Source organism: Pseudoxanthomonas sp. 68-E7 (assembly GCF_057773145.1).
Window position 1 is genome coordinate 65,366 of record NZ_JBYMTI010000010.1, and the last position, 17,098, is coordinate 82,463.

Sequence of the window (17,098 nt, forward strand, 5' to 3'; positions counted from 1 at the left end):
CCGGCGCGCGGTACGATGCCGCCCCCGGCCGGCGGAAGTCCTGACGGCCGCGCTGAAACACGCTGAAAAGTTCTGAAACCAATGGACGGGCGCTTGGACAAGACCGCGCGAACCCTGCTGCGCATCGGTGACTGGGACGTGGACACCGTGTCCGGGGTGGCGGCACGGGGCAACGATCGCGTGCCCCTGGAGGCCCGCGCGCTGGCGTTGCTGCTGCGCCTGGCCGAGCAGCCCGGCGAGGTGGTCAGCCTCGATGCGTTGCTGGCCAGCGGCTGGCCGGAGGTCATCGTCAGTCCGGATTCGGTCTACCAGGCGATCACCTCGCTGCGCCGCCAACTGGGTGATGATTCCCGGCAGCCACGCTATATCGCCACCGTGCCCCGGCTGGGCTATCGGCTGATTGCCGAGGTGGCCACCGTCCCCTCGGCCATTGAACCGGCGAGCGTCGTCGCGCAGTCCACGGGGCCGGAGCGAGCGGTTCCGGCCGCGCCCGTGGACAACGCGGACCGCCGTGCTCGTGGGATTCCCGCGCGGCTGGGCTGGCTGCTGGCGGTGGCGTTGCTGGTGGTTTTCGGCGTGGCGGCCTATCAGTCGGGTGATCGCGAGGACGCCGAGGCGGCGGTGCAGGTGCCCGCGGCATCGCGGCTGCAGACGCTGGCGGTGCTGCCGTTCCTGGACCTGACCGATGCGATGAACGAGGAACCCTTCGCCGACGGCATGACCGAGGAGCTGATTGTCCGCCTGAGCCAGGTGCCCGGCCTGAGGGTCTCCGCGCCGACCGCCTCGTTCCAGTTCAAGGACAAGCAGGTACCGGTTCCGGAAATTGCCCGCTCGCTCGGCGTGGCCTATCTGCTGGACGGCAGCGTGCGCAAATCCGAAAGCACCCTGCGGGTGTCGGTGCGGCTGCTGCGCGCCGACGATGGCTTCGTGGTGTGGTCGGACACCTACGACCGCCCGCACGAAGACAAACTGGCGATGCAGGACGAGATCGCCGGTGAAGTGACTTCGGTACTGGCGCGGCTGGCGCCGTCGAACGCAGCTTCACCCTGACAGGGGAGCTGGCGGTCCGGCCATGCGGTTCAGTCGCCGCCGCGTCCCTGCTCCTTGGCGCGGGCGATCACCGCCTTGACCAATGCGCGGTCCTGGTGCCGGGAGATGGGGACTGCCCCCAACCGGATGGCATCCTCGCGCAGGTCCGCGGTTACGTCGTAGTGGGCGCCGCTGGTCTTGTTCTGGAACGCACGGCGCGGGATTCCCAACTGCTGCGCCATCGCGTGCAGTTCTTCCAGGCTGTCGGCCATCAGATGCGCCCAGCGCTGGCCGCGCCAGGCATGCACCGCGTCGTCGACATACACGCTCATCGCCGGATCACCGGATCCGCACCATGCGGTCGAGCAGGTGTTCGATCACCGCCTGCATGTCGCCGCACTTGCCCATGTGCACGGGCGAGGTCTGGATGATGGCGCTGCGCTTGGCGGTCAGCCAGTGGAACCGTGCGCGCTTGGGCAACAATCCGATGGGACCGGCCTGGGCGCCGCCTTCGCAGATCCGCGGGATGGCGGCGAGATGGCGTTGCAAGGATTCCAGGTCCACGCGCGGATCCAGTGCGCGCACGCGGGCTTCGTCCAACTCGATGCGCGCCTGCAGGAAACCGGTCTTCTCGCAGGACACGATCACGCCGACGTTGATGAATTCCTCGCGCTCCACGCGCGGGACGACCCGGATCACCGCATAGTCGTAGGTATCAGGCGCGTGCACGCTGGGCCTCCTGCGCGAACGCATGCGGCAGCGCCAGGCGTTGCTGCAGGTAATGGGCATACGCCGCGCGCTGCTGGTCGGGCGGGCCGAAGGCGTCGCCGCCCTGCAGCCAGGTATCCGGTACCTGCGCGACGATGCCCGCCAGCAGACCCGGCGTCAGGCGGGCGCTCAACCGGGCGTCGGCGGCTTCCAGTTCGCTGGCCCAGGGCAGCAGGACGTGATCCCGGATCAGCGGGAAAGGCCGGCCCGCACCGCTGGTGTCGCCATCCCAGCCATGGTGGAAATACAGCGAAGCGCCGTGGTCGATCAAGGTCAAGCGGCGGTGCCAGATCAGCAGGTTGGGATTGCGCACGGTGCGGTCCACGTTGCTGATGAAGGCATCGAACCAGACGATGTCCGAGGCCAGGTCCGCCGCCGGCTGTTCGGCGACCGGATCGAAGTTGGCCGCGCCGGGCAGGTAGTCCAGCGCCAGGTTGAGGCCGGCGCTGGCCTTGATCAGATCCTGGATTTCCGGATCGCCCTCGGTACGCGCGAGATCCGGATCCAGTTCGACCAGCACGATTTCCGGTACCGGCAACTGCAGCGCCCGCGCGACCTCGCCGGAAATCAGTTCCGCCACCAGCGCGCGCGGCCCCTGGCCGGCGCCGCGGAACTTGAGCACGTACATGCCGTCGTCGTCGGCCTCGACGATGGCGGGCATCGAACCACCCTCACGCAGCGGGGTGACGTAACGGGTGGCGGAAATGGTGCGCAGGGTCATCGCGCAAGGATAGCCTCCCGCGCGGGCACGGCGAAATCGGTCAGGGATGTCCGGCGCGCGGCGGCAGCGGGGACGGTGACGGCAGGCCGGGCACCCGCGTGTCCGCGTCGGCCAGCACCTTGCCCAGCGCCAGTCCCTTGTCGTCCAGCGCCTCGGCCTCGGCGGCGCGGGTCATGATGACGATGCTGATGCGACGGTTGATCGGATTCTGCGGGTTCTGCTTGTCGAACAGGACCGAGGAGGAGAGCCCGACCACCCGGGTGACCTTGCTCTCGTCCATGCCCGCCTCGACCAGGCTGCGGCGCGCCGCGTTGGCGCGATCCGCGCTGAGTTCCCAATTGGTGTATCCGGCACGGCTGTAGCCGGTGACGTCGGTGTGCCCGGTGATGCTGATGTGGTTGGGCACGCGATTGATGAAGCCGGCCAGCTCGTGGAGGATGTCCGCCGTATAGGACTTGAGCGAGGAACTGCCCAGGTCGAACATAGGCCGGTTCTGCTGGTCGACGATCTGGATGCGCAGGCCTTCCGGGGTCAGATCGATCAGCAGCTGATCCTTGAACGGCTCCAGCGCCTGGCTGCGGCTGATGGCTTCTTCCAGCGCCTGCATCAGCGCTTCCAGCCGCCGCTGGTCCTGGGCGTGCTCCCGCGCTGCCTGGTCCGGATCCGGCGCCGCGGTCGGCGTGCGGTTGTCGGGATCGGGCTTGCTGAAGGGGTCGTCGCCGCTGCCGCGCGGAATGTCCATGGTGCCACCCAGCTTGATCAGCGACGTGCTCGCGCCGCCGGGCCCGTTCGGGCCGGGCGCGGGCGAAAAGCTCTTGCCGCTGAGCGGACTGGGATTGCGGAAATACTCGGAGATCGCCGCGCGGTCCTTGTTGGTGGTGGCGCCGACCAGCCACATCACCAGGAAGAACGCCATCATCGCGGTGACGAAATCCGCGTAGGCGACCTTCCAGGAACCGCCGTGGTGGCCACCGCCCTGGACCTTGCGGACCCGGCGGACCACGATGACCGTCGACTTCTCGGCCATGGCGCTGCCTACTTCGCGCCCTTGAGGTGGGTCTCGAATTCGGCGAACTGGGGACGCACGTTCGAGGGCAGGGTCTTGCGGGCGAATTCCAGCGCGACCTTCGGGTTGTAGCCGCGCAGGCAGGCCAGCAGCGCGGTCTTCACGCTCTCGTAGATGCGGCTGTCCTGTTCGGCGCGCGCTTCGACCGCGGCCGCCAGCGGACCGACGAAACCATAGGCCAGCAGGATGCCGAGGAAGGTCCCGACCAGCGCGCCAGCCACGTGCGCGCCGACCTGGACGATGTCGCCGCCGATCGAACCCATGGTGATGACGATGCCGAGCACCGCCGCGACGATGCCAAAGCCGGGCAGGCCATCGGCGACCTTGGCCAGCGCATGCGCCGGCGCCATCATTTCGTGGTGGTGCTTTTCCAGCTCCAGTTCCAGCAACGGCTCCAGCTCGTGCGGCTCGATGTTGCTGCCGACCATCAGGCGCAGGCAGTCGGTGATGAAGTCCATCAGGTGATGGTCCGCCAGCACTTTCGGGTACTTGTTGAACAGATCACTCGAGGACGGGGCGTCCACGTGCGATTCCAGCGCGATGAAGCCCTCGCGGCGAGCCTTGTTCAACAGCTCGTACATCAGGGTCAGCACGTCCAGGTAGTCGGTCGACTTGTATTTGTCGCCCTTGAACACCGCGGGAATGCTGGCGAACGTCGCTTTCACCACCTTGGGCGGATTGCTCATCAGGAACGCGCCCAGCGCGGCGCCGCCGATGATCACCAGTTCGAACGGCTGCCAGAGCGCGGCGAGTTTTCCATGCGAGGCGACGAAGCCGCCCAGCACGCTCGCGATGACGACCAGGATTCCAACGATGATGAGCATGGGGCGGCACGGTGCGGGGTACGAAGGGATGTCGGCCCCGGACCGGGATTCTTGAGCGGCCGTCCGTCGGCCGGGGCGACCAGGTCGGATCAGGTCGAACGCGAGACACCCAGCCGGCGCAGCATCAGGTAGACCGCCAGGCTGGACAGGCCGCACAGCACCAGCGCCGCCGACGCCCCGGCGCGATGGTCGGCGAAGGGCAGGCCGTGCAGGTTCATGCCGAAGATGCCCACCACCAGGCTCGGCGGCAGCAGCAGCGCGGTGATCATCGACAACACGTACAGATGGGTATTGGTGCGTTCGGCCAGCTTGGCGGCGACCTCGTCCTGCAACAGGCGGGCGCGTTCCTGCAGGGTCGACACGTCGCCGTCCAGATCGTCGAAGCGCTGGCCGAGGCGTGACGCCACCGACAGGAGTTCATCCTCTTCCTCATCGGCCGCGTGCCGCTGTTCGAACTGCTTGAGCACGCGGCGCATCGCGGTCAGCGGGCGATGCAGGCGGACGCTGCGATGGCGCAACGAAGCCAGGTCACGGCGTTCGTCGCCGATGGCGTCGGCGAGCACGCGGTCCTCGATCCGGTCCAGCGATTCGGACAACTCGTCCGTGGCGCGTTCGACCGAATCGGCGAAGTGTTCGGCAATGGCTTCCAGCACCCGGGCCGGGGTCGTGCAGCGTTCGCCCGCGCACAACTGCCGGCGCACGGTCTCGACCGAACGCAGCGGTTGCCGCCGCGCGGTGACCAGCAGCCCGTCGCCGATGGCGAAATGCAGCCAGCCCAGACCATCGTGCTGGCCCGGCGTACGCGGCGCGGATCCGCCGGCGCGTTGGTGCTCCCAGTCGACGAAGACCCCGTAGGCGCCTTCGTCCTGCCGCTGCAGGATGACGTGGGTGTCATGCGAGAGCAGGGCTTCGCGCGCGTCCTCGGACAGCGGCAGGTGCGTCACCGACTGCACGCTGCGGGCGTCACTCTGGTTGAAGTGCAACCAGCGCCAGCCGGTGGCTTCCGCGGGCGCCATCGGATTGCCCGCCTCGATCGGCACGGCGTGCCCATCGACGTCGATGCGCAGTGCCCAGAGCAGGCCGGGAAACCCGTCGAACAGGACGTCGGCGTCGGAGCGGACCAGCATGGCGATGCCGCCTTCACGGCAGACGACAGTTTCGTGACCGTCAGGTTACGCGCGCCACATGCCGGTTTTGTGACAGTGGCGCGGGCTGCTCAGGACAGGGGCTGGCCTTCCGGTGCGCCGCGTTGCATGCGATCCGGTAGCGGCTCGCCTTCGCCGGTGAAATCCAGCGACACCGAGTTCAGGCAATGGCGCTCGTGGGTCGGCGGCGGTCCGTCGGGAAACACGTGGCCCAGATGGCTGCCGCAACGGGCGCAGACGATTTCGGTCCGCACCATGCCGTAGCTGCTGTCGCGGTTGCGTCCGATGTGGCGCTCGTCGAATGGCGCGAAGAAACTCGGCCAGCCGGTGCCGGAATCGAATTTGGCGCTGGAACGGAACAGCGGCAGTCCGCAGAAGCGGCAGGTGTAGGTGCCTTCGCGCTTGTTGTCCAGGAACACGCCGCAGAATGGCGCCTCGGTGCCATGATGGAGCAGGACCCGGCGTTCCTCGTCACTGAGGGCGGCCGTCAGCTGTTCGCGCTGGGCATCGGTGGGCGGGGTGAGGTCGAAGGCGCTCATGGAAGGCTCCGGGGTCGTCGAACCGGATATATGGTGGCGTCCGGCCTTTCCGCAAGCCTGCGGATACCCGGCGTCACCGGCGTGGCGGCACTCGGAAAAGAAAGAAGGCGGCCATGGGGCCGCCTTCCTTCGCGCCGGCCGGGCCGACGGTTCAGGCGTCGTCGCGCCTGAACTCGCGGTACAGCCAGTCATCCAGCATGCGCTTCTCGAAGCGCAGCGGATCGGTGTCGAGCAGCTTGCCGCCGCCCATCATGAAGGCGCTGTCGACCAGCTTGCGTTCGCCCTGGGCCAGCACCTGGCCGTTGGCGTCCTTCAGCTCGAAATTCAGTGTCACCCGCGGTGGATAGATGTCCTTGACGATGCGGATGCGATCCATGTTGAAGCCGCGGCCGGGTTCATAGCTGCCCGCGCGGCGGATGTCGGTGATGGTGATGTGCATCTGCTGGCCGGGCGCCAGGCGCTTGCCGGCCTGCTTCTGCAGGTAGGTGGCGAGATCGACCACCCAGTTGCCCTGCGCGGCTTCCCAGCGGTTGCCGCTGTAGCGCAGGTCGGTGAACTGGGCGGGGTCGGTCCAGTCGATGCTGACCGCGTTGGCGGTCGGCAGTTCGCGCGGGGTGTTGGGGTCGGTGACCGTCCTGGACTTGGCCAGCAGCGGTCCGCTCAGCGCCAAGCCCAGCACCAGGGCGGACAGGAGGGATACGCGTTTCATGGCCGGTCTCCAGAAAGTATCGGGGGACTTGGATTCTGCGCCGGCCAGAGGAGGCCAGCAACGCGCCAACCGGCTTTTCCTGTGTGCCCGTCACCCGAAGTTCATGTCCTTGAACGGCGGGTCACGCGCCGGATTCAGCTGGTACGCAGGCGCTCCACGTCGCGCACGGGCGGTGCCCCGAACATGCGGCTGTACTCGCGGCTGAACTGGGAAGGACTTTCATAGCCCACCCGGTGTCCGGCCGTCGCCGCGTCGACCACTTCGGTCAGCATCAGGCGGCGCGCCTCCTGCAGGCGCAGTTGCTTCTGGTACTGCAATGGGCTCATCGCGGTCACCGCCTTGAAGTGGTGGTGCAGCGCCGAAGGACTCATGTGCACCTGGCGGGCGATGTGATCGATGCGCAGCGGCTGGTGGAAGTTCTGCCGCAACCAGCCGATCGCGCGGGCCACGCGATGGCCCTGGCTGTCGGCCACGCCGATGTGGCGCAGCATGCCGCCCTGTTCGCTGCGCAGCAGGCGATAGTGGATTTCGCGCAGGATCAGCGGCGCCAGCAGTGGAATGTCCTGCGGTGAATCGAGCAGCCGGACCAGCCGCAGCGCGGCGTCCATCAGATCCGGATCGCACTGGCTGACCGCGATGCCGCGCGAGGGTGGGGGCAGGGGTGCGGACGCTTCCTCCGCCTGGGTCACCAGCGCGGCGATGTCGGTGGGCGGCAGCTTCAGCACGAAACACAGATAGGGCTGTTCGGCGCTGGCCTGGATCACCTGTCCGGTGATGGGCAGATCCACCGAGGCGAGCAGATAGCGCGATGCGTCGTACTGGTAGACCTCGTCGCCCAGCAAGGTCTGCTTGCTGCCCTGGACGATCAGGCACAGGGACGGCTCCTGCAGTGCGCCCATCGGTGCGCTGGGCGCGCTCAGCCGGGAGAAGCGCAGCGCGTCGATGGCGGTGGTGTGGATGCCGTCGTGGCCGGTGAATCGTTCAATCGCCTCGGCGAGCAAGGCGCGCCGTTCCTCGATTCGGGATTCGAGGCCGGAGGACACGGGCGTCGGGATTTGCGCGGGAACGGGCGTGGTTTCCATGGCGATGGAGTCTACGCCCCGCCTCGCGTCTGGATACCGTCCACCGGGGTGCCATGCAGGATCGGGCAAGAATCGCGGAGAAACCGGATATCGAGGAACCGCCGGGCGGCACCAGACTGCGCCTCCCGCCGGCGCACCCCGCGCCGGCCATCCCGAAAGGTCATCCCCCATGTCCGGAATCGAAGGAAAAGTCATCGCCATCACCGGCGCCAGCAGCGGCATCGGCGAGGCCACCGCGCGCGAACTGGCACGCCGCGGCGCCCGCGTGGTGCTGGGCGCGCGCCGCACCGACCGCCTGGAGCGCCTGGTCGCCGAAATCACCCAGGCTGGAGGCCAGGCCCGTCATCGCGCGCTCGACGTCACCGACCTGGAAGACACCCGCGCCTTCATCGAGCACGCGCGCACCGAATTCGGCCGGGTGGACGTCATCGTCAACAACGCCGGGGTGATGCCGCTGTCGCCGCTGGAAGCGCTGAAGATCGACGAATGGAACCGCATGATCGACGTCAACATCCGCGGCGTGCTGCACGGCATCGCCGCCGGCCTGCCGGTCATGAAGGCCCAGGGCGGCGGCCAGTTCGTCAACGTGTCCTCGATCGGTGGCCACGCGGTCTATCCGACCGCGGCGGTCTACTGCGCCACCAAGTATGCGGTGCTGGCCATCTCCGAAGGCCTGCGCCAGGAGCACCAGGATCTGCGCGTCACCGTGATTTCACCGGGCGTCACCACCAGCGAACTGGCCGACACCATCACCGATCCGGGCTCGAAGGCCGGCATGGATGAATTCCGCAAGATCGCGATTCCCGCCGAGGCGATCGCGCGTGCGATCGCCTATGCCGTCGAACAGCCCGATGACGTGGACGTCAGCGAAGTGATCGTGCGCCCGACCGCCAGCGCCTACTGATCGGCATGCACCCGGGCACGCGGGGTGGAGGGCAACAATGCTTTCCACTCCGCGGCTTGCCCGGATGGGCGCGGAGGAGTGAAATGGCGGACCCTCCCCGCATCGAGCTCCCCGCCATGGAATATCGCTACCTGGGCGCCTCCGGTTTCCGCGTACCCGTCCTCAGCTTCGGCACCGGCACCTTTGGTGGCCAGGGCGCATTGTTCAGTTCCTGGGGCCAGACCGACGTCGCCGAGGCGCGCCGGCTGATCGACATCTGCCTGGACGCCGGGCTGAACATGTTCGACAGTGCCGACGTCTATTCGAAGGGCGCCGCCGAATCCATCCTCGGCGAGGCCATCAAGGGCCGGCCGCGCGATTCGCTGATCCTGTCGACCAAGGCGACCTTCCGTTTCGACGAAGGCGAAAACAGCGTCGGTTCTTCCCGCTATCACCTGATCCAGGCGGTCGATGCGGCACTGAAGCGCCTGGGCACGGACTACATCGATCTGTTCCAGTTGCACGGCTTCGATGCGCGCACGCCCGCCGAGGAAGTGCTTTCCACCCTCGACAACCTGGTCCGCGCCGGCAAGATCCGCTACCTGGGCGTGTCCAATTTCTCCGGTTGGCACCTGATGAAGTCGCTCGCCGTGGCCGATCGCCATGGCTGGTCGCGCTATGTCGCCCACCAGGCGTATTACTCGCTGGTCGGCCGCGACTACGAATGGGAGTTGATGCCGCTGGCCGCCGACCAGGGCGTGGGTGCGGTGGTGTGGAGTCCGCTTGGCTGGGGACGCCTGACCGGCAAGATCCGCCGAGGCCAACCGCTGCCGGAAACCAGCCGCCTGCAATCGCAGGCCAGTCTCGATTCCGGTCCGCCGGTGGATCCGGAACATCTGTACCGGGTCGTTGACGTGCTGGACGAAATCGCCGCCGAGACCGGCAAGACCATTCCGCAGATCGCGTTGAACTGGCTGTTGCAGCGTCCGACCGTCTCCACCCTGGTGGTGGGTGCGCGCAACGAGGAACAGTTGAAGCAGAACCTCGGCGCGGTCGGCTGGAACCTGGACGCCGCGCAGGTGGCGCGCCTGGATGCCGCCAGTGCGGTCACCAAGCCTTATCCCTACTGGCACCAGGCCGGTTTCAAGTACCGCAACCCGACGCCGGTCTGAGCCCGGCGCCGTCGCTTCGCCGCCTGCGTGCAGCCTCGCGGGCGAACACCGTTTTCCAGGAGAAATCCGCGTGAGCCAACCGGTCAAGATCGACTTCGTTTCCGACGTGGTGTGCCCGTGGTGCGCCATCGGCCTGCAATCGCTGGAGCAGGCCATTGCCCGCATTGGCGGCGATTTGCAGGTGGAACTGCATTTCCAGCCGTTCGAACTCAATCCGCAGATGCAGGCCGGCGGCGAAGACGTCATCGAGCATCTGACCCGCAAGTACGGCATGAGCGCCGAGCAGGCGCGCAGCAACAGCGAGGCGATCCGCCAGCGCGGCGAGGCATTGGGCTTCACCTTCGACATGGACCGCCGCCGCCGCATGGTCAATACCTTCGACGCCCACCGGCTGCTGCATTGGGCCGAAGGCGAGGGCCTGGACAAGCAGCGCGCGCTCAAGCACGCGCTGTTGCGTGCGTACTTCGGCGAAGGGAAGGACGTGTCCTCGCACGAGGTGCTGGCATCGGTGGCTGCATCGGTGGGCCTGGACGAAGCGCGTGCGCGGGCGATTCTCGCCTCAGACGAATACACGGGGGCGGTACGCGCGCAGCAGCGCTTCTACCAGGAACACGGCATCAGCGCGGTGCCGTCGGTGGTGTTCAACGATCGCCACCTGATCCAGGGCGGGCAACCGGTGGATGTCTTCGAACAGGCCCTGCGCCAGTTGTCCGGCATCGCCGGCTGAGGCCTTCGGCGGATGGCGGGGCCTCACAGACCCTGCGTCGCTGTGCAGCGGCCAGCAACGGCCCAGGTGTCCGCCGGCATCCAGTACCCTGGGTCAATGCGCGCTCACACAGCGTGCCGGACGCGGAAAGCGGGAGAGGGTCCGCTCCCCGCGCCCGGCAGGCGGGCTCAGCCGTGGCGGGACACGACCACCGCCTCGCGGCCGGCCATGTCCATCACTACCGCAGTCGGGATGCCGTGGTGCTCGTACAGGGTGGCGGCCAGCATCCGGGCGCTGTCGCGGGCATCGTTCAGGGTCTGATAGCGGGAACGGCCGTGCTCGCCCTCATAGAGCTGCCAGCCTTCGTTGGCGGCGGCGATGGTGAACAGAAGACGGGGCATAGGGACCTCCAGCAAGCCAGCAGACGCGCGTTCCTGCGCGGTTACGTAGCCTGCCCGGAGGCGAGGTGTTTCACATTCAGCGGATTCCGCGACGTGGTGTAGGAAAAAACCTACATGCCGCCCCGTCGGGGCGGTCACTTGAGCATCGGCCCCAGCACCTGCCAGACGTGGTCCCGGATCTTCGGCTGCGCCGCCGCCACCGGGTGCAGGTTGTCGGCCTGGAAATTGGCGCGGTCGCGCGCGACGGGCTCCAGCAGGAACGGCAGCAGCGGCAGCTTGTACTGATCGGCCAGCGCCTTGAAGTTGGCCTCGAATCCGCGCGTGTAGTCGGGACCGTAGTTGGGTGGAATGCGCATGCCGATGAGCATCACCCGGGCGCCCGCTTTCCGCGCGGCCTGGATCATCCTGTCCAGGTTGGTCCGGGTCTGCGCCAGCGAGAGACCACGCAGGCCGTCGTTGGCGCCCAGTTCGATCACCACGATGGCGGGACGATGACGCTGCAGTTCGGCCGCGATGCGCGAGGCGCCACCGGCGGTCGTCTCGCCGCTGATGCTGGCGTTGACCACCCGCCAGCCCGGTCGGGTGCGCTTGACCTGTTCGGCGGTGAGGGAAACCCAGCCCTGCGCGGCGGACAACCCGTACGCGGCGGAGAGCGAATCACCCATCACCAGGACGGTGCGCGGCGCGCCGGCGGCCGGCGTCTGCGCGGCCAGCGGCAGCGCCAGCAGCGCCGCCAATAGCAGCAGGGCGGTACTCATGGCACATTGCAGACGGGTCCGGGCGGCCCCATACGGGATGTTCTTAAAGAACATTTAATCCATGCTCCCAATGATGGAGGGCGTCAGCATAGAGATGATCATGGCCGATTCCACCGCACCCCGCACCCTCGTGACAGATGCGCTTCAGGTAACCGGACTGGGCAAGCGCGTCGCGCTTCCGGGGGAGGATCTGACGATCCTGGACGACGTCGGCTTCCGCGTCCCGCGCGGGGCCACCGTCGCCATCGTAGGCGCTTCCGGATCCGGAAAGAGCACGCTGCTGTCGCTGTTGGCCGGACTGGACACGCCCTCCAGCGGTAGCGTGGTGCTGGAAGGCGAGCCGCTGTCTTCGCTGGACGAGGACGGTCGTGCGCGCGTACGCGGCGCGAAGGTCGGTTTCGTGTTCCAGAGCTTCCAGTTGCTGCCATCGCTGACCGCGCTGGAAAACGTGATGCTGCCGTTGGAGCTGCGCGGCGACGCCGCCGTCGAGGCGGCGGCGCGCGGCATTCTGGAGAAGGTGGGATTGGGGCAACGGCTTGGGCACTACCCACGCCAACTGTCCGGCGGCGAGCAGCAACGCGTGGCGCTCGCGCGCGCCTTCGTCACCCGGCCGTCGCTGCTGTTTGCCGACGAGCCCACCGGCAATCTGGACACGCACACCGGACAGGCGATCATCGAGCTGCTGTTCGCGCTCAACGCCGAGGCCGGCACGACCTTGGTGCTGGTCACCCATGACGAACACCTGGCGGCGCGCTGCGGCCGGCGCCTGCGCCTGGACAGCGGCCGCCTGGTCGCGGACGACCTCGCATGAGAACGCTGAAGATGGCCTGGCGCCAGCTGCGCCGGGATCTGGCGGCCGGCGACATCCGCATCCTGTTCGCCGCACTGGTGCTTGCGGTGGTGGCGGTGACCGCCGTCGGCTTCGTCACCGATCGCGCCGAGCGTGCACTGGCGATCGAGGCGAACCGGTTGCTTGGCGGGGACGCGGTGGTGCGCGGGGATGCGCCGATCAGCGATGCGTTGCGGAGCAGTGCGCGCGAGGCCGGCCTGCGCCTGACCGAGACAATGGAATTCCAGAGCATGATCCGCGCCGGCGAGGATCTGAAGCTGGGCGAGTTGCGTGCGCTCGGCGAGGGATTCCCGTTGCGTGGCAGTTTCCGCGTCATCGATGCGCAGGGCGAGCACGATGCCCGGGGCATTCCCGCACCCGGCACCTTGTGGATGAGCCAGGCCGGCGCCGACACCCTGGGGGCGCGGGAGGGTGATCCGATCGGCATCGGCAACGTGCAACTGCGGCTGGCCGCACGCGTGGTGCAGGAACCGGATGCGGCCCTGGATTACTTCAACGTGGCGCCACGCGTGTTCATCAACAGGGCGGACGTGGCGTCGACCGGCCTGGTGCAGGAAGGCAGCCGCATCCGCTACCGGCTGGTGGTGGCGGGGGATGCGGCTGGCGTCGAGCGTTTCACCAACGCGGCGAAGACGCGGTTGGAGCGCGGACAGCGGCTGGAAACCATCCAGGACGCGCGTCCCGAGATCCGTTCGGCATTGGATCGCGCGGGCCGCTTCCTTGGCCTGGCGGCGCTGGTGTCGGTGGTGCTGGCCGCGGTGGCGGTGGCGATGGCCGCGCGCCGGCACAGCGAGCGCCATCTGTCCGGCACGGCGGTGATGCGTTGCCTCGGCGCCAGCCAGCGCACCCTGGTGGGCGTGCACGTGGGCGAACTGCTGCTGCTCGGCCTGTTCGCCTGCACGATCGGCGTGGCCATCGCGTTCGGCCTGCAATGGGCCATCGGCGGCTGGCTGGAACGCAGCCTTGCCATCTCGATTCCGCCCGCCGGCCTGATGCCGGCATGGCAGGGCTATGGCGTGGGGCTGATCGTATTGCTCGCGTTTGGCGCCCCGCCCGTGCTGGCGCTGCGGCGGGTGCCCGCGCTGCGCGTGTTGCGGCGCGATCTGGATCCCACCGAACCCAGTGCCTGGCTGGTGGCGCTGGCCGGTTTCATCGGACTCGGCGCGCTGTTGTGGTGGAAAGCCGGTTCGGCGGCGCTCGGTACCGCGATGCTGGTGGGCATTGTCGCCACGCTGGCGGTGCTGGCGTTGCTGGCCTGGGTCCTGATCCGGGTGGTCCGTCGATTGCGCGGACGCCTGCGCGGCAGCCTGCGCTATGGCCTGGCCAACGTCAGTCGCCGCGCCGGCACCAGCATCGCCCAGATCGCCGCGCTCGGCCTCGGCCTGATGGCGCTGCTGCTGCTGACCTTCGTGCGTACCGATCTGCTGGATCGCTGGCAGATGGCGCTGGCCGCCGACGCGCCCAATCGTTTCATCATCAACGTGCAGCAGGATCAGGTCGCCCCGGTCCAAGGGTTCCTGCGCGCGCAGGGACTGGGCGAAGCCGTCCTGTATCCGATGATCCGCGGACGGATGATCGAGCACAACGGCAAGCCGGCCAGTGCCGACGACTACGCCGAAGCCGACGAGCGCACCCGCCGGCGCGCCGATCGTGAGTTCAATCTGTCCGTCGCCGACCATCTCCGCGACGACAACGTGGTGACCGCCGGCAAGTTCTGGACCGGCGTGCCGGCTTCGCCCGAGTTGTCGGTGGAAGAAGACTTCGCCGAATCGCTGGGTTGGAAACTGGGCGACCGCGTGACCTTCGACATCGCCGGACAATCCTTCGAAGGACGCATCACCAGCCTGCGCAGCGTGGACTGGGAGAGCTTCCGACCCAACTTCTTCGTCATCGCATCGCCGCGCTCGCTGGACGGCTATTCCGCCAGCTACATCACCGCGGTCAGCGTGCCGCCGGCGAAGACGCGTTTCACCCGCGATCTGGTCGGCGCCTTCCCCAACCTGTCGGTGATCGACGTGGACGCGGTGCTCAAACAGGTCCGCAGCACCGCCGACCAGGTGTCGACGGTGGTGCAGGTGGTGTTCTGGTTCTCGCTGGCGGCTGGCGTGCTGGTGCTGCTGGCCGCCGTCAGTGCCAGCCAGGACGAGCGCCTGCTGGAAGGCGGCGTGATGCGGGTGCTCGGCGGCAGCCGCCGCCAGCTGCGACTGGCGCAGGCCTCCGAATTCGCCGCCATCGGCCTGCTGTCGGGCCTGGTGGCGGCCATCGCCGCCTCGGTGCTGGCGGGCGTCATCGCCACCCAGGTGTTCGACCTGCCCTGGCGCGGCAACTGGCAGCTGGCCGCCATCGGTGGCGGCATCGGATTGCTGGCGGCGCTCGGTGCTGGTCTGTTCGCCACCCGCAAGGTACTGGACGCGCCGCCTTCGGTCACCTTGCGCGAATTGCAGGGATGAATCGCGACCGGCCCGCATCGAACGCGGGCCGGTCATGACAACCCTCGTCACAGCTCAATGCAGGGAGCCGCGATCGCTTTCCATGCCGGACAGCGATGCCGGCTTGACCGGCTGCGCGTCGAAGCGGCGCGCGTAGGCGCGTTCATCCATGACCCGATCGATTTCTTCGTCGGGCAGCTCCGGTGCGCCGTAGACGGCAAAGGCGATGGAGCCATCGTCACGCTCGCCGACGAACTGCAACCGATAGCGTGGCTGGCCTCCGCCGGTGTTTTCCGGATAGTGGACGGGCGGACGACCCTCGTCCATGTCCATTTCCTTGTTGTCGATGATGCCGCCGACGAACAGTGCGCGCATGGTTGGCCTCGCTTGCCACGGGAGAACCCATAGCATGCCCATGCGCATGTTCGCGGCCCATCAAGCGGATGTTTGCGGAATGCGAAGAGAACGCGCAAAAAAAAGGGCAAGCCGAAGCTTACCCCTTGATGCAGACCACCTGGCGCAGGGTGTGGACCACCTCGACCAGATCGGACTGCGCGGCCATCACCGCGTCGATGGACTTGTAGGCGGCCGGTGATTCGTCGATCACGCCTTCGTCCTTTCGGCATTCGACGTGCGCCGTGGCCTCGCGGTGCTGTGACAGCGTGATCCGCTGGCGCGCGGCGGTACGGCTCATGACACGGCCGGCGCCGTGGCTGCAGCTGTGGAAACTATCCGTGTTTCCCTTGCCACGCACGATGTAGCTGCGCGTGCCCATGCTGCCCGGGATGATGCCCAGCTCGCCTTCACGCGCGCTGACCGCGCCTTTTCGGGTCACCAGCAGTTCCTGCCCACCATGCGTTTCCTTCTGCACGTAGTTGTGATGGCAGTTCACCGCCAGCTTCTCCAACTGGAACTTCGGCAGGCGGTGGCGCATTTCCGCCAGCACCCGCGCCATCATCGCCTCGCGGTTCTGGCGGGCATAGTCCTGCGCCCACGACACCGCTTCCACATAGTCATCGAACAGCGGCTCCCCCTCCATGAAGAACGCCAGGTCCTTGTCCGGCAGGTGGAAGCCGAGCACGCGGTGCGCCAGTGCCTCGCGCGCGCGCTCGATGAAGTAGGTGCCGATCAGGTTGCCGGTGCCGCGGGACCCGCTGTGCAGCATCACCCACACCGCATCCGACTCGTCGAGGCAGATTTCGATGAAGTGGTTGCCGCCGCCCAGCGTCCCGAGCTGGCCGTCGAGCTTGTCGGTGCGGATCCTGCGGTGCTTCTGCTTGATCACGTCCAGGCGTTGCACCAGGCCGGACTCGACCACACGGGTCGCGATGCTGTCCGGCAGACGGCGGTGTTCGCCGCCGCGTCCATTGCCGACCGGCACGCTGCGCTCGATCGAGTTGCGCAGCTGCGCCAGGCTGTCGGGCAGATCGCGGGCGCGCAACGTGGTCCGCACCGCGGCCATGCCGCAGCCGATGTCCACGCCGACCGCTGCCGGGATGATGGCACCCCGGGTCGGAATGACCGACCCCACGGTTGCACCCTTGCCCAGGTGCACGTCCGGCATCACCGCCACCCACGGCCCGACGAACGGGATGGACGCGATGTTGCGCAACTGCTCGTGCGCCTCGGCTTCCAAGGGCACGCCGCGCACCCAGCCCTTGATCGGCGTGGCGCTGCCCTCGGCATGCAGCAGTTCGAAGTTTGAAGTGTTCATGATCGCTTCCTTGAAGGATAAAGCCCCTGTCCGCGCGAACGGGCGAGGAGCGTCTGCTTTTGCTTCCTTCTCCCTTGGATGGAGGCGGAAGTGGGTTTGAAGCTCCGTCCCCGCGTGCGGGGGAAGGTTGGGATGGGGGTGAACGAAGACGCGGGTCGTGGTTGCGTCGAGCATCGCAATGTTCGATGCCCGCCTGGCCAATCAAAACCATCGGCTCCGGTCTGCCCCCACCCCAGCCCTCCCCCGTGAACGGGGGAGGGGGCGGGTTTGCTTGAACGCCTTCCCCCGCGTGCGGGGGAAGG

At 67.7% G+C, this 17,098-nt stretch carries 18 protein-coding genes and 1 pseudogene; 6 read left to right on the top strand and 13 right to left on the bottom strand.

Annotation, left to right across the window (positions count from 1 at the left end):
• Positions 1–93 precede the first annotated feature (93 nt).
• Positions 94–1,050, top strand: coding sequence for a winged helix-turn-helix domain-containing protein (locus AC3DE2_RS19920; RefSeq protein WP_488427527.1), 957 nt, complete (start codon positions 94–96; stop codon positions 1,048–1,050).
• Between the two features lie 29 nt (positions 1,051–1,079).
• On the opposite strand, the gene AC3DE2_RS19925 is transcribed toward AC3DE2_RS19920, so the two are convergent.
• The 9 genes and pseudogenes from AC3DE2_RS19925 to AC3DE2_RS19965 form a co-directional block, all read right to left on the bottom strand.
• Positions 1,080–1,361, bottom strand: coding sequence for a DUF4031 domain-containing protein (locus tag AC3DE2_RS19925; protein WP_295382621.1), 282 nt, complete (start codon positions 1,359–1,361; stop codon positions 1,080–1,082).
• 7 nt (positions 1,362–1,368) lie between these two features.
• Positions 1,369–1,782 (bottom strand): DUF3037 domain-containing protein, encoded by a 414-nt coding sequence (locus tag AC3DE2_RS19930; protein WP_295382622.1) that lies wholly within the window; start codon positions 1,780–1,782, stop codon positions 1,369–1,371.
• The gene (locus tag AC3DE2_RS19935) at positions 1,745–2,512 is read right to left on the bottom strand and encodes a HipA family kinase (RefSeq protein ID WP_488427539.1); all 768 of its coding nucleotides are present in this window, start codon (positions 2,510–2,512) and stop codon (positions 1,745–1,747) included. The genes AC3DE2_RS19930 and AC3DE2_RS19935 overlap by 38 nt, the downstream gene beginning before the upstream one ends.
• Before the next feature lie 88 nt (positions 2,513–2,600).
• A pseudogene (gene motB, locus AC3DE2_RS19940) lies at positions 2,601–3,545 on the bottom strand (flagellar motor protein MotB); the annotation flags it as partial.
• An 8-nt stretch (positions 3,546–3,553) separates the two neighbouring features.
• Positions 3,554–4,408: a flagellar motor stator protein MotA gene (gene motA, locus AC3DE2_RS19945; RefSeq protein ID WP_295382624.1), complete on the bottom strand. Its 855-nt coding sequence runs from the start codon at positions 4,406–4,408 to the stop codon at positions 3,554–3,556.
• 89 nt (positions 4,409–4,497) lie between these two features.
• Positions 4,498–5,535, bottom strand: coding sequence for a CorA family divalent cation transporter (locus AC3DE2_RS19950; RefSeq protein ID WP_488427528.1), 1,038 nt, complete (start codon positions 5,533–5,535; stop codon positions 4,498–4,500).
• A gap of 89 nt (positions 5,536–5,624) precedes the next feature.
• Positions 5,625–6,092: a peptide-methionine (R)-S-oxide reductase MsrB gene (msrB, locus tag AC3DE2_RS19955; protein WP_295379417.1), complete on the bottom strand. Its 468-nt coding sequence runs from the start codon at positions 6,090–6,092 to the stop codon at positions 5,625–5,627.
• A gap of 151 nt (positions 6,093–6,243) precedes the next feature.
• The gene (locus AC3DE2_RS19960) at positions 6,244–6,801 is read right to left on the bottom strand and encodes a DUF3016 domain-containing protein (protein WP_295379420.1); all 558 of its coding nucleotides are present in this window, start codon (positions 6,799–6,801) and stop codon (positions 6,244–6,246) included.
• A 134-nt stretch (positions 6,802–6,935) separates the two neighbouring features.
• Positions 6,936–7,883 carry an AraC family transcriptional regulator gene (locus AC3DE2_RS19965; protein WP_488427529.1) on the bottom strand — a complete coding sequence of 316 codons (948 nt, stop codon included), beginning with the start codon at positions 7,881–7,883 and terminating at the stop codon, positions 6,936–6,938.
• A 169-nt stretch (positions 7,884–8,052) separates the two neighbouring features.
• Between AC3DE2_RS19965 and AC3DE2_RS19970 the strand changes: the two genes are divergently transcribed.
• From AC3DE2_RS19970 to AC3DE2_RS19980, 3 genes are all read left to right on the top strand, one after another.
• Positions 8,053–8,787, top strand: a complete 735-nt coding sequence (locus tag AC3DE2_RS19970) for an SDR family oxidoreductase (protein WP_295379425.1) — start codon at positions 8,053–8,055, stop codon at positions 8,785–8,787.
• Between the two features lie 116 nt (positions 8,788–8,903).
• Positions 8,904–9,938, top strand: coding sequence for an aldo/keto reductase (locus AC3DE2_RS19975; protein WP_295379449.1), 1,035 nt, complete (start codon positions 8,904–8,906; stop codon positions 9,936–9,938).
• A gap of 70 nt (positions 9,939–10,008) precedes the next feature.
• Complete coding sequence (locus AC3DE2_RS19980) at positions 10,009–10,665, top strand: DsbA family oxidoreductase (protein ID WP_488427530.1); 657 nt, start codon at positions 10,009–10,011, stop codon at positions 10,663–10,665.
• Positions 10,666–10,832: 167 nt separating this feature from the next.
• On the opposite strand, the gene AC3DE2_RS19985 is transcribed toward AC3DE2_RS19980, so the two are convergent.
• Together AC3DE2_RS19985 and AC3DE2_RS19990 are read right to left on the bottom strand one after the other, a co-directional pair.
• Positions 10,833–11,045, bottom strand: coding sequence for a hypothetical protein (locus AC3DE2_RS19985; RefSeq protein ID WP_295379426.1), 213 nt, complete (start codon positions 11,043–11,045; stop codon positions 10,833–10,835).
• Positions 11,046–11,179: 134 nt separating this feature from the next.
• A complete protein-coding gene (locus tag AC3DE2_RS19990) occupies positions 11,180–11,803 on the bottom strand; it encodes an arylesterase (protein WP_488427531.1) in 624 nt (207 codons plus the stop codon).
• A gap of 100 nt (positions 11,804–11,903) precedes the next feature.
• Here AC3DE2_RS19990 and AC3DE2_RS19995 point away from each other — a divergent pair, with 100 nt between their 5' ends.
• Complete coding sequence (locus tag AC3DE2_RS19995) at positions 11,904–12,614, top strand: ABC transporter ATP-binding protein (protein WP_488427533.1); 711 nt, start codon at positions 11,904–11,906, stop codon at positions 12,612–12,614.
• Positions 12,611–15,103 (top strand): ABC transporter permease, encoded by a 2,493-nt coding sequence (locus AC3DE2_RS20000; RefSeq protein WP_488427534.1) that lies wholly within the window; start codon positions 12,611–12,613, stop codon positions 15,101–15,103. Before AC3DE2_RS19995 ends, AC3DE2_RS20000 begins: the two co-directional genes overlap by 4 nt.
• Positions 15,104–15,157: 54 nt before the next feature.
• Here AC3DE2_RS20000 and AC3DE2_RS20005 read toward each other — a convergent pair whose 3' ends face one another.
• Both AC3DE2_RS20005 and AC3DE2_RS20010 read right to left on the bottom strand, forming a co-directional pair.
• A complete protein-coding gene (locus AC3DE2_RS20005; RefSeq protein ID WP_295379435.1) occupies positions 15,158–15,457 on the bottom strand; it encodes a hypothetical protein in 300 nt (99 codons plus the stop codon).
• A 118-nt stretch (positions 15,458–15,575) separates the two neighbouring features.
• Entirely contained in the window at positions 15,576–16,796 is a 1,221-nt protein-coding gene (locus tag AC3DE2_RS20010) for an RtcB family protein (RefSeq protein ID WP_488427535.1), read from the bottom strand.
• Between the last annotated feature and the right edge of the window lie 302 nt (positions 16,797–17,098).

Coding starts and splice junctions, on each gene's coding strand:
- AC3DE2_RS19925 (WP_295382621.1), bottom strand. CDS start 1,361: ATGAGCGTGTATGTCGACGACGCGGTGCATGCCTGGCGCGGCCAGCGC.
- AC3DE2_RS19930 (WP_295382622.1), bottom strand. CDS start 1,782: ATGCGTTCGCGCAGGAGGCCCAGCGTGCACGCGCCTGATACCTACGAC.
- motA (WP_295382624.1), bottom strand. CDS start 4,408: ATGCTCATCATCGTTGGAATCCTGGTCGTCATCGCGAGCGTGCTGGGC.
- AC3DE2_RS19950 (WP_488427528.1), bottom strand. CDS start 5,535: ATGCTGGTCCGCTCCGACGCCGACGTCCTGTTCGACGGGTTTCCCGGC.
- msrB (WP_295379417.1), bottom strand. CDS start 6,092: ATGAGCGCCTTCGACCTCACCCCGCCCACCGATGCCCAGCGCGAACAG.
- AC3DE2_RS19960 (WP_295379420.1), bottom strand. CDS start 6,801: ATGAAACGCGTATCCCTCCTGTCCGCCCTGGTGCTGGGCTTGGCGCTG.
- AC3DE2_RS19965 (WP_488427529.1), bottom strand. CDS start 7,883: ATGGAAACCACGCCCGTTCCCGCGCAAATCCCGACGCCCGTGTCCTCC.
- AC3DE2_RS19970 (WP_295379425.1), top strand. CDS start 8,053: ATGTCCGGAATCGAAGGAAAAGTCATCGCCATCACCGGCGCCAGCAGC.
- AC3DE2_RS19975 (WP_295379449.1), top strand. CDS start 8,904: ATGGAATATCGCTACCTGGGCGCCTCCGGTTTCCGCGTACCCGTCCTC.
- AC3DE2_RS19985 (WP_295379426.1), bottom strand. CDS start 11,045: ATGCCCCGTCTTCTGTTCACCATCGCCGCCGCCAACGAAGGCTGGCAG.
- AC3DE2_RS19990 (WP_488427531.1), bottom strand. CDS start 11,803: ATGAGTACCGCCCTGCTGCTATTGGCGGCGCTGCTGGCGCTGCCGCTG.
- AC3DE2_RS19995 (WP_488427533.1), top strand. CDS start 11,904: ATGGCCGATTCCACCGCACCCCGCACCCTCGTGACAGATGCGCTTCAG.
- AC3DE2_RS20000 (WP_488427534.1), top strand. CDS start 12,611: ATGAGAACGCTGAAGATGGCCTGGCGCCAGCTGCGCCGGGATCTGGCG.
- AC3DE2_RS20005 (WP_295379435.1), bottom strand. CDS start 15,457: ATGCGCGCACTGTTCGTCGGCGGCATCATCGACAACAAGGAAATGGAC.
- AC3DE2_RS20010 (WP_488427535.1), bottom strand. CDS start 16,796: ATGAACACTTCAAACTTCGAACTGCTGCATGCCGAGGGCAGCGCCACG.